Below are 11,576 nucleotides of genomic sequence, written 5' to 3'. Positions count from 1 at the left end.
TTGTCCAAATCTAAGTTGGATACAGGTTGTCTTCTATTTTACAGAACGTTTGCAACACTACCCTCCGTTTCCAAAAGAACAATGAAATTCATCCCATGAAAGCTCTCCCTCACTGATTACCACCAGAGAGAACGTTTTAATCCCCGGTGTCTTACTCATAGATACGGAAAAAAGGAGGACGAAGACCGTGCTCGATATAAAACCTCAGTATATTGTCTCAGATGATAATGAACCGGTGAGTGTAATCCTTGATATCCAGACATTTCATAAAATTGAGGCTTTTATCGAAGACTATGGCCTTGACAGGTTCATGGATGAAGCCGATGACGATGAACCCCTTTCCCTGTCAGAGGCTCGTAACTACTACGCAACCCTTTAAAAAAATAAAAAACAGGGACAAACCCCTGTATCCCCGACATCGGCCGGCAACAGACTCTGCCCGTGTGGACACATCTTCCATGGTTGAAAAATCATCAGAAATATGCCTTCATTTTCCAGATAAGATAGAGCGGAATCTCCAGAACCTCACCATATTCATCCGAATGTCTGGCAATAGTATTGCGACTGGTCCGGACAGCAATACGCGGGCGGAATTTTTTCCTGTACTCGGTAAAACTTCTTGAACGAGTCCTTTTTGCTGATTTAACTTCGATTGGAACAACATCGACACCTTCCTGTATGATATAATCAACTTCGGCAATCCCGCCGGATTTCCAGAAAAAGGGTCTTTGGAAATCACGTGCAACGAGTTCTGTCAACACGAAATTTTCCGTTAGAATCCCCCGCATGTCGGCGGTCAGTGAAGAGGTGTCAAAAACGACATCTGCCGGGAATTTGCTCATCCTGCGTAACAGTCCCACATCTGAGAAATAGATCTTGAAGAATGTAATGTCCGCATATGTTGTAACCGGAATAGAGGGCCGCTCGATTTTTTCGACCTTATAGATGAGCCCTGCTGATATCAGCCATTGCAGAGAGTCTTCCAGATCGCGGGCACGCAAACCCTTTTTTACATGGGAGAATATGAATTTATGATTGTCCTTTGCAAGCTGTGCAGGGATTGCATTCCAAATAAGGGTAAGTTTTGGAAATTCGGATCTGGATGCATATTTCACGAAATCTTTTTCATAACTACCCAGAATCTCGCTTTGTATTGTTTCTACAAGTCCGATGTCGTGGTTATGTACCCATGAGCTGACAACCTCGGGCAGACCTCCCGTGATCAGGTATTCACGATATGCTTCTTCCAGTTTGCCGGTAAATGCAGCAGATACCGCTTCATCCCGGGATAAATTATTCAGGTACTCGTAAAGGAGTTCTTCATCCTTTGCCAGGAGAAATTCCGGGAAATTAAGTGGATACATCTTTTGCATCTGCACCTTGCCAACCGGAAATGAGACATTTTTCCCCATCTGTGCAATAGCTACTCCCAACAGGGAACCGGCGGCAGCAACGTGGAGTTCGGGCAGGTTTTCGCAGAAATATTTGAGAGAGGTTATCGCACGGGGGCAAATCTGAATTTCGTCTAATATGAGGATGGTTGTTCCGGGCTGGATGGATTTATTCCTCAGAATGCCAAGGTCTTTGATAATTCTTGAAGCATTCAGGTCGCCTTCGAATATATTTTGCAGCCGGTCATCATATTCGAAGTTGAAATAAGCGACATCTTTGAATTCCGCCTCGCCAAAATGCTTTAATATCCATGTTTTCCCGCACTGGCGAATTCCTTCAATAATCATCGGTTTACGATTCCCACGGTCTTTCCATTTGAGTAAAGTATCGTACATGAACCGTTTCATAAAATGACCTTTGCACAATTAAGTATATATTATGTGTGTCTGGTACACATTTTTACAATGTATTTTGTGCGTTTTGTACACATTTCTCTAACTTAAGACATGATGGCCGTGACGAACTCCATCCGGACAAGAGGGTAACACTCGCCTCCCTTTCGATTATGGGAATTCTCTTTTATAAAGGATGATGAAAAACAAGACGGAAAAAGATACCTACACTTCCCTATATCCTATCCATACAGGTTATAATTGTGCCAAAGTGGATTAGATACAACGTATCATACGTTGGTGCATGGTCTTGTTGTGGGGTTGCTATTCTTTATTCTGTTTTTGGTATCTGTAGGTTGCATGCACTCACCTCTTTTGTTGACTGAATCTGCCGGGTTTTGACCAGTTGGTTTTTGTTCTGTTCTTTTGTTCTGTTCTTCTGCACTGTTTTTGCACTTTTCTTTTGCACTGCAGTTCTCCCGGACAGGTGTGGATGGCTGGCCCGGGCTGGTATTCAGATACCGGTTTTTTGGTTCTTCGATTTCGTTCATGGAGATCATTTCCTGTGCATGGAACGCACTGTGCACAAGAAAAAAAGGGTGGGGAAATGGCATAAAGAAGAAGTCTGCGTGGTGAAAGGGAAAGGATGAATTGTACTGGAAAATGGTGGGGATTCGTTTTTTTCGGGATGATTGATTGATTAATTGATTGCTCTTCGGTGTTTTATGTGGGTAGAAAAATGAACTGAATTTATTTGTGTGTGGAGTTACGGCCAGGCAGTGACATTCTACAGACTGAAGCTGCCAAATTGAATCAACCCTTTTTTATTCTGTTTTTTTGGGGTATGGAAGATCTGGGCCGTATTGTGAAACTGAAAAATTTTGGAATCGTGATGTGAAGAACGATTGAGATATTTGACCCACTGATGGCATTCAAACCGCTGATACCAAATTTGGCATTTATCAAAAACGAAATGCAGTGGTCCGGCCACATCAGGTGATAATGGGCTATCAAATAGGTGCAAGAGCAAAAAAAGTCACTTCAGTCGTTTCAGAAACTCTTCACGGGTAAGACCTGCCTGCCGAATGATTGCACGCAGTATAATTCCCCTGCCCAGATCTTCTCCAGGATTAACAGGTATCACAACGCTTCTTCCGTCCTGATTTTAAGGATGATATGTCTGCTTTTCTGCCGGGAAATCGAAAAAACGAAAATCCGGTTTTTTCGAGTATTTTTATGACCTCTTTAGCCTTAACTGAACCCAATTTCAATTATCTGTACCCCCATAAACTCCCTCTCTTTATCAGGTTCAGGGGGTTCGTTTGCTTCAAGGTAGAACGTTATTGCCTCAGTAAGGCGTTTTATGAGTTCATCATATGATTTTGCCTGTGTGAAACATCCCGGCAGGGAAGGGACAGAAGCATAGTAATAGCCGTCCTCATCTTTTTCAATCAGGCAATTATAGTCAAACACCAAACATCTAAGGAAAAAACAGGTCCTGATTATGTAATTACGGACGTAATTTGGAAATAACTAATTCAAATCGCGTTTTGCGCGTTCTCTTACTTCATACAGGTGCCGTTCGTAAGGCACTGTCGGATTTTTCAGTGAGACAGGAGAGTACGAAATAGATTATCCCGGTTCAAATCAGCTGAAAAAATAATTGCTGCTTAAGGATGATCAATGATAACTGGATTTTCCGACAGTGCCCACAGCACACCCGGCGGGAGGCATCTTAAAAAAAAGGTTTGGGGTAATTAACCGTTGATCCAGTAGTTTACAGTTTCCGGGTTTGCATCTATCCATGCCTGTGCGGCATCCTCTGGGGTTGCGCCGTCCTCAACTGCAAATAACACAGATTCCATATCATCAATAGTCCAGTGGAAACGCTCAAGAATGGCGTATGCCTCAGGATCATCTTCCTTAAAGCCCAGACGGGCAAGACTTTCGAGATGCTCCTCACCACCATAGAGACCCCAGGGGTCTTCAAGGAACTTCAGGTCATAGCGGACAAACATCCAGTGGGGTGTCCAGCCGATGATAACGATCCACTCTTCTTTTGCGTATGCATCAGTGAGTTCTGCTTCCATGCCATAGCACGATGATGCAAGAAGTGTGTAGTCAAGATTATAGTCCTCAATTGCCTTCTCGGTCAGTCCCATCATGCCTGCACCCGGCTCGACGCCAGTGATCTCGTTATCAAACTTGTCTGCAACACTGTTCAACTCGTCTATCGAGTCAATGGTCACATACGACGGAACCACAAGACCAATCTTTACTCCATCAAGGTTCGTACCAACATCATCAATCGAGTCACCGTAGGTATCCCAGTAGCTTGCTTGCGCAGTAGGCATCCATGACGAGATGGTCATGTCAACCTTCCCATCAGAAAGTGCCTGGTACAGAGGACCAACATCAACGGCATCGAGTTCGACATCGTAGCCCGCCTGCTCATATACGTTCTTTAATACATTGACACTTGCAATCTCCGTATCCCAGAGAATATAGCCAATGGACACCTCTTTTGTGGGTTCAGCGGCATTATTTGTGCAACCAACAACCAGAATTGCACTGAGCAAAACTAACAAAACAAGAAAAATTTCTTTCAATTTTAAATTTAGCAAATATACACATCCATTTCGTCAAAAAACCGTCGGATAACGATTCTGGATTGATTAAAAAAGTATGATTGGAGTCTATATACGTATATGTTTCATCACTGTTTCAGGGCGCATGTATAAAGAGAGCTAAATCAGTCCCTCACACAAGGCCATTGCCATGAAAGACCCCTTATTACACGAGTATCTCATCTGATTACGAGCAAGGTGGTGTGGAGTCCATCCCACCATGGAGCACTCACCTCGCACGTGACAGGCCATACAGGGAGGAGGGGCATATCGGGATGGCGATGGGATGTACTGGCTAACACCTGCCATAATTGTGGGCAATGCAGCCAGCAGCAGAATTTTGAGACAATCCGTCTTCTTCGTTCGGTAGTAAACTCTCTTGACGAGGTTGAATCAGAGCCGGTAAGAGTCGTTGACATAGATCGTATCGTCTTCAATCGTCTCAACCGTATGTATGAACCTTTCATCAGATTCTGCCGGATATTTCTCTCTCATTCAACACTTACCCTGCAGGCATCCGAAGTGGAATCATTCTCACTCATGATACCGATGGATACGCTCTTTGAGGAGTTTATCGCCGTTGTGCTGCAGAGTGACCCCCGATATTTCTTTCACTGCAATCCTGAAATTCAACCACAGAAATATATTGGAAACCTTGCCACAAAGGAACATTCCGGTGGTGTTTTTCGGCTGATTCCTGATATGGTAATCAGGCAGAATAAAACCGTTTTCGTGATCGATACAAAGTACAAGATTCTTGATGAAGAGGACCGTAAATTTGGTGTCTCGCAGGCGGATATGTATCAGATGTATGCGTATGTGACAAAACTCCGGGCAAAGGCAGGGGTGCTTCTTTATCCGGATATTGATGACAGGGAGTACGGGACGTTTTTCTTTGAATGTGTTGGTCCTGCCGGTGAGGAACTGAAGATTCCGTTGTATATTGAATCAGTAATTTTATCATCGGATCTGAATACACCGGAGGGGTGGGCAGTATTCAGAGAAAGTCTTTCAGCGTCTCTTCATGCAGCTTTTAATTGAGTTGGAAACTGGTGTCAAAATTTATTGAAATTGGGTCTCTGTTGAAATCTGCCAAAATCCATCCGGTTTGATGAGGACTATACGCTATGACTTGTGGATTTAAAGTCAGGACTGCGTCAGGCACAGCTAAAGGCGCTGTATCGGTGAACACCGCATTACCGGAGTTCTACTGGCAGCCTGGTGCAGATAGTGTTGAGAAGCAGAAGTCCGCAGCATGGGGAAGCGGTTTTCTGGCCCGTCCGAGTCATAATTTAATGGCGGAATTTCCTGAGATGAAAGGCTTTTCTGGGGGGAACCTTAAGCATATCCGCCGCTGGTATCACTTTTACAGCAGGGAACTTGCAAATTTGGGTACAGGCTGTACCCGAATTGAGTCGGAGGGTATGCCTCCTGCTAATGGAGATAAAAATGGTGCACAGGCTGTGCACCTTTTGACACAGATCCCGTGGGGACACACAATCAGGTGATTATTTCAAAGTGCAATACGGTTGATGAAGCTCTCTTCGATGTCAGAAAAACCATTGAGCACAACTGGAGCAGGAATGTTTTAACCCATCAGGTTCAGAGCCATTTCTATAACCGCAAAGGAAAAGCGATTACCAGCTTCTCTTTGCCCTGCCTGCTCCGCAATTTGTCTTGGTACAATAGTAAATCAAAGATTCATACACGTTTGATTTCCTTTTACGCATGTCTAAATTTTTAGACATATGTCTAATAAATTGTGGAATTGGGTTTAGCTGTTATGGTGGGTATGAGAGAAAGGGTATTTGGTTCATCCCTACGGGGTTTGGGGGGTCCGAAGCACTATCACGGGGAGAATTATGTTTCGCATCCCGGTTCTTATGTGCGAGGATAGTCTGGCCAGGCCCGGTCAAAGGCGCTGGAATTAAGATTTACTTATACCTGTTGACAGTAGATTACTTTAAAATCTATAACAAAAGAGCGACCAATAGAATATGCACATTTTTGTGCGAGCGTTTCCGAGCTTGGCCAAAGGAGTCGGACTTAAGATCCGATCTCGCAGGAGTCCGCAGGTTCGAATCCTGCCGCTCGCATTTTTCATATTTTCTATTCTGTCCATTACTATAATATTCAAGCCAAGGGATCTTCGGATACCCTGTCCTGATTTTTATAGTAAAAATGTTTGAATTTTTCTGGAATATTGTATTCGCCCATCGTAATATTAATTATATAATGTCTAATAGTAAAAAAAAGAGATTCCATAACTGCCGAACAGGACACTGGAGCAATGCTAATTCTTAATTCTATGCGCTTTAAAGAAATTCTATAGAATATAGATTCGGCACATTTATCGTTGGACCTAATGAATATTCAATAATTATGGATTTCCTTACATTAATTTTATTAAATAATATATTTGTTCTCATAATAGGTTTCATATTACTTGTTATTGCAAAGATAACTGGACTATTGAGTTTTATTGGAGGCCTCTTTGTATTATATGGTCTAATTATTCTATTCATCATGGTTCCATGCGACATTTTCGGCTTTGGGAGTGGTTGCTGGGAATTTCTGGGTGGTGATTTTATCAGTGGAATAATATATTTAGCATTTGGAGCAGGACTTGGGTTGGTTAGTGACTTATAATAATGAAGAAAATTGCAACAATTTACCAAACACAGAACTCAAATTATCTCATTATGTGAACAAATCTAAATCAATCACCCTCTTTCTCAATCCAAACGGCCGTTCACCCTTCGGGGCAACGGCCTCCCTTCCCTACCTGCCTCCTTGTACGGATACACCAAACGCTCACGGCCGCTGCGGCGTCTGTCAGCTCCCTGAGGTACCGCTTCCACGTCACTGCTGCGGCAGTCACGTTCCAGCGGCGGGCCATTCTTAACCTATCACATTCAACTCTTCATTACCTGAAACCACCCATGACAACTGCAAACCCCTCCGAAGACCAGATCCCCCCGTCATACCTCACGCCATCCTGGGGCGGTCTCTCCTGGACCAGATGGGTCCCCCTGGAAAACAAACACCGCGACCTCTCCCGCATCCCAACAGAGCCGGGGCTCTACCGGGCCCGACCAGTAGACGGGAAGATCCTTGCATACATCGGTCAGACGGGCCGATCACTCCGTCAGAGGATGCGGGAACTCCGGGTTTTCTACAATTCTCCCGATGAAATGCCGTGGAACGATCCTCACACTGCCGCTCAGTCCCTCTGGGCATGGCGGGATACAGAGGGCTGTGATTTCGAAGTTTCAGTTGCCCCGTTGCCGAACCACGGTGGCAGTGACGGACGACGACACCGGATGGGGCAAGAGGCATACCTCCTCTGGAAATACCGGTGTGAACACGGCTCATCCACCCTCTGCAATCATGGACGATTTCATCCGCATTATTCCCGGTCAACAAATCGTTCAGCGGGTAGGCGAGGAGGACGGCTGCCAGCAGGAGAGATCAACTCAGCAGCGGGCCCATCGTCCTCTCCTCTGCACAACACCGGCAGCCCGGAGGAAGGAAACTGGATGGGTCTTGCCTGGGAGCCACCACTGCCCTTGCAGAAAGAATCCCTGACAAAATTTTCTGAATGGCCCGCCCTCTACATGATGATGAACCCATCTGGAGAAGTGATCTACATCGGCGAGACGAAGAGTCTGCGTTCCCGCCTGACCTCTCATGTGAAGACATTCCGGGACGAAGAAGTCCGGGTATCACATGTGCTCTGTCCAGATATGACGGAACATTACCAGCGGTTCGAATGGGAGAATGATTGTATTGGTGCCTGGGTGGAGCGGACAGGCGGACCACCGAAACGGCAGTTTTGAATAAGAGAAATAACGGCTCTGAAGAAAACCTTCTTCCCCATTTTCGAAGTCCTATTATGCAGAATCATTCTGATCTTGATTTCTTTAATCTGGTTGTATTACTATCTCGATCGAATGGTTTCTCCAGATCTTCTCTCAAGAATTGAAAAGACCCTTCAAGAAAAATGCATATAATAAAGGATATTTGTTATGTATTGATACTAACTAATATCCAATAAATTCAGAAGATAAAATCTCCTCGATTATTATCATCTTGATTTAAGGAATAAAATGGTTAGACGTATGATAGATCTTAATGTTACTCTCCCAACGTATGCTACGGATGAACCAGCAAAAAGGATTTGGTCTTGGATTGAGGAGAAATTCCCAGACACAGAAGGCGTTTGTTACTACAAACACCCTGTCTTTACGACTGAGTCCATAATATCACCTGAATTTACACTTATTACAAAAAAACATAATCCAATAATAATTTGCTGCTTCTCTTGGCAACTGGAAGATATCGAATCAATTGATGAAAATTTTTGGAAAATAAATGGAAATGAGATTGATTCACCATTTTATGAGGCAGAAGACTTCGCAGTAACTCTTCAATCAAAATTTGATAAACACCGTATTTTAAGATATAGACTCGGAACAATCCATGCAATTGCTTTCCCACTCATTAATAAAGCTCAATTTGAAGATAAGTTTCCAGATAAATTAAATGATGAAATAATTATCTGGAAAGATGGAAATATAAATCCCATAATAAGCCCATTAGACTTAGAATTAAAAGAAGAAGAATGGCGAACCTTAAAATCCATAGCACAGGGTATCCATCCATTAACGAAAGGATCAGGGTTAATCCATAAAGATGCGGATAAACTTGGTGATGCTATCAAATATATTGATAGATATATTGCATTACTCGATGAAGAACAGGCCAAGGCTGCCCTGCAAATAGCACCAGGCCCTCAAAGAATACGTGGTCTAGCCGGAACTGGAAAAACCGTATTACTGGCAATGAAGGCAGCCAATATACATCTTAGATATCCTGAGAAAAAAATATTATTTACATTCAATACTCAAAGCCTTTATAACCAAGTCCGTACGCTTATTACAAAATTTTACAGGTTCTACAGCGAGATTGATCCGGATTGGGACAATCTGCATATCCGCCATGCATGGGGTGGCTATTCACGTCAAGGAGTGTATTTTGATACCTGCATGCGACATGGGCTAACTCCAATTCAGCTCCAAGAAGCTCGAATATTAGACCGAGACCATCCATTCACCGCCTGCTGTAAACAACTTTTGAATAAGAATATTGAACCATACTATGATTTTATCATGGTAGACGAAGCGCAGGATTTTCAATCCGAATACTTTCAACTTCTCTACAAACTATCAAAATCTGACCATTGCATATATTGGGTTTATGACGAACTTCAGAGTTTATCTGGAGAGCAAATTCCATCTCCCAAAAAACTTTTCGGCATAGATGATGATGGGAATGATCTAGTCTCACTTGAAGGAGAGCCGTACCCAGGGGGTATCGAAAAAGATTTTGTACTGCATCGTTCCTACCGATGTCCTCATAAAATATTAATGCTGGCGCATGCCATTGGACTTGGATTATACAGTTCAGATGGACCAATTCAAATCCTAAGCACAAAAGAGTCTTGGGATTCATTTGGATATATTGTTAAAGAAGGAGAATTGGTCGAAGGTAATGAAATTACCATTTATCGACCTCCCGAGAATAGTCCAACTCCAATTACCGAGATCTACAATGGATCTAATCCAGAAATACTGACAATGACCTTTAAAGGTAAAGATGAAGAATTGGATTGGATCGCTTCTTCTATAAAACACGATATAGAGGTTGAAAATGTATTACCAGAACATATAGTGGCCATTTGTTTGGATGGAATCCATATGAAGCATTATTTACCCCCTCTTCAGAAGAAACTAATTGACCTGAATATTCGTTCGAAAATTCCAGGTTTGGGATCTGACGTAAGTGCTTTTGGAGAAGTTGACAATGTAACATTATCAACTGTTTTTCGTGCAAAAGGGAATGAATCATACATTGTTTATATATTCTGTTTCGAGGCCCTCTATGATTATGTTGAGGAGTTACAAAACCGCAATCGTGCTTTTACCGCAATTTCACGTTCAAAAGCTTGGGTCAGAATAACCGGCGTCGGCCAAGGTATGTTAGATGCTGAAATTGAAATTAATAAAATCCTAAATGATCAGCCAGAATTTAAATTTAAATTTCCTGATTTGAGTTCAATTCGAAATTTGGACGCTGAAACTACGAGGAGACGTCGGGAAATCTTAAAAGGGACCGAATCACTGTCAGATCTAGTAAATCTTAATCCAAAAGTATTTGGAGAACTAATTAAAAAACAGCCAAAATTAGCTGAAAAGCTATTATCACAGATTTCAGAGGCTAGGAAAGAATGAATGTCAGTGAAGTAATGAGTTCCTTAGTTGCCACATACAATGAATGGTCAAATATTCTCGTAAATACTCAATATATACGCGAGAATAATAGTATAACATGGCGTAATCACACTCCATTAATGTTGCCTTATATTATGCACAAAAATGATTTAGACTTATTAGAAGTGAAAAAGCAATATACTTTTCAAATAATTGAAGACGGTTCGTTCATACAGATATTCTATAAGTTTGAAAAAGATAATTCGACACTCATAGAAGCTAGGCTTGCATATTATGGTAATACTCCAATCCCAAGAAGTGGAGATGAATGGGACCAAGATGGAGAAGATCTGGAACTCACGTTCACTCATGACACCATAATGGATGAGTTAATAGATTCTGATACTTTTTCCCAAAACTCATTTTATCACGATGATTTCATTGTTCCTTGGCTTAGAATTGATTTCTCAAATGAAGAAACAGAATGCCCTCTCCATCACTCATGCCACATGCATATTGGATTATTTGGCGATGCACGAATTCCATTGACGGTGGTCCCATCTCCGCGTCAATTTATTGAATTTATAATCGCTCATTTTTATCCAAGAGAATATCACTTAATGAGACTTGATCAAGATGGAAAACCAAAAAACAAGGGACAATTACGAAAAATCAATAATCCCAGCTTTCAAAAAATCATAAGCGATAATTATGACTATTTGCCTCATTTAAATATCCCAATTTATTAATTTTGAGCAAACCGCCGGAGCGTGACTGCCGCAGCAGTGACGCGGAGGCGGTTCCCCAGGGAGCTGACGGACGCCGCAGCGGCCGTGAGCGTTTGGTGCATCCGTACAAGTGAGCAGGTCAGGAAGGGAGGCCGTTGCCCCGAA

12 protein-coding genes and 1 tRNA gene are annotated in these 11,576 nt (G+C 42.6%); 8 read left to right on the top strand and 5 right to left on the bottom strand.

Features of this window, described 5'->3' with window-relative positions; all coding sequences use genetic code 11:
• The first annotated feature begins 187 nt into the window (after nt 1–187).
• Entirely contained in the window at nt 188–379 is a 192-nt protein-coding gene (locus L0665_RS00845; RefSeq protein ID WP_274923838.1) for a hypothetical protein, read from the top strand.
• A gap of 94 nt (nt 380–473) precedes the next feature.
• Here L0665_RS00845 and L0665_RS00840 read toward each other — a convergent pair whose 3' ends face one another.
• The 5 genes from L0665_RS00840 to L0665_RS00825 all read right to left on the bottom strand — a co-directional run bounded on the left by L0665_RS00840 (nt 474) and on the right by L0665_RS00825 (nt 4,363).
• Nucleotides 474–1,799, bottom strand: a complete 1,326-nt coding sequence (locus L0665_RS00840; protein WP_274923837.1) for an ATP-binding protein — start codon at nt 1,797–1,799, stop codon at nt 474–476.
• Between the two features lie 275 nt (nt 1,800–2,074).
• On the bottom strand, nt 2,075–2,335 hold the full coding sequence (locus L0665_RS00835) for a hypothetical protein (RefSeq protein ID WP_274923836.1): 261 nt from the start codon (nt 2,333–2,335) through the stop codon (nt 2,075–2,077).
• 485 nt (nt 2,336–2,820) lie between these two features.
• Nucleotides 2,821–2,928 carry a type II toxin-antitoxin system HicA family toxin gene (locus L0665_RS10875; protein WP_476738646.1) on the bottom strand — a complete coding sequence of 36 codons (108 nt, stop codon included), beginning with the start codon at nt 2,926–2,928 and terminating at the stop codon, nt 2,821–2,823.
• 107 nt (nt 2,929–3,035) lie between these two features.
• Nucleotides 3,036–3,257 (bottom strand): type II toxin-antitoxin system HicB family antitoxin, encoded by a 222-nt coding sequence (locus L0665_RS00830; RefSeq protein WP_274923835.1) that lies wholly within the window; start codon nt 3,255–3,257, stop codon nt 3,036–3,038.
• A 284-nt stretch (nt 3,258–3,541) separates the two neighbouring features.
• Nucleotides 3,542–4,363, bottom strand: a complete 822-nt coding sequence (locus tag L0665_RS00825; RefSeq protein ID WP_274923834.1) for a glycine betaine ABC transporter substrate-binding protein — start codon at nt 4,361–4,363, stop codon at nt 3,542–3,544.
• A gap of 288 nt (nt 4,364–4,651) precedes the next feature.
• Between L0665_RS00825 and L0665_RS00820 the strand changes: the two genes are divergently transcribed.
• The 7 genes from L0665_RS00820 to L0665_RS00790 all read left to right on the top strand — a co-directional run bounded on the left by L0665_RS00820 (nt 4,652) and on the right by L0665_RS00790 (nt 11,432).
• On the top strand, nt 4,652–5,452 hold the full coding sequence (locus tag L0665_RS00820) for an McrC family protein (RefSeq protein ID WP_274923833.1): 801 nt from the start codon (nt 4,652–4,654) through the stop codon (nt 5,450–5,452).
• 86 nt (nt 5,453–5,538) lie between these two features.
• Nucleotides 5,539–5,919, top strand: coding sequence for a DUF1016 N-terminal domain-containing protein (locus L0665_RS00815; protein ID WP_274923832.1), 381 nt, complete (start codon nt 5,539–5,541; stop codon nt 5,917–5,919).
• A gap of 503 nt (nt 5,920–6,422) precedes the next feature.
• Nucleotides 6,423–6,507 (top strand) — tRNA-Leu (locus tag L0665_RS00810).
• Between the two features lie 286 nt (nt 6,508–6,793).
• Nucleotides 6,794–7,060, top strand: coding sequence for a hypothetical protein (locus tag L0665_RS00805; protein WP_274923831.1), 267 nt, complete (start codon nt 6,794–6,796; stop codon nt 7,058–7,060).
• Between the two features lie 293 nt (nt 7,061–7,353).
• Entirely contained in the window at nt 7,354–8,250 is an 897-nt protein-coding gene (locus L0665_RS00800; protein ID WP_274923830.1) for a GIY-YIG nuclease family protein, read from the top strand.
• 282 nt (nt 8,251–8,532) lie between these two features.
• Nucleotides 8,533–10,704: a DEAD/DEAH box helicase gene (locus L0665_RS00795; RefSeq protein WP_274923829.1), complete on the top strand. Its 2,172-nt coding sequence runs from the start codon at nt 8,533–8,535 to the stop codon at nt 10,702–10,704.
• On the top strand, nt 10,701–11,432 hold the full coding sequence (locus tag L0665_RS00790) for a DUF2290 domain-containing protein (RefSeq protein ID WP_274923828.1): 732 nt from the start codon (nt 10,701–10,703) through the stop codon (nt 11,430–11,432). Before L0665_RS00795 ends, L0665_RS00790 begins: the two co-directional genes overlap by 4 nt.
• Nucleotides 11,433–11,576 lie beyond the last annotated feature (144 nt).

Origin of the sequence: Methanogenium marinum (genome assembly GCF_028912405.1) — an archaeon.
Taxonomy (GTDB): domain Archaea; phylum Halobacteriota; class Methanomicrobia; order Methanomicrobiales; family Methanomicrobiaceae; genus Methanogenium; species Methanogenium marinum.
Note: the sequence above shows the minus strand (reverse complement) of the source record. Positions and strands in the feature narration are given on the sequence as shown.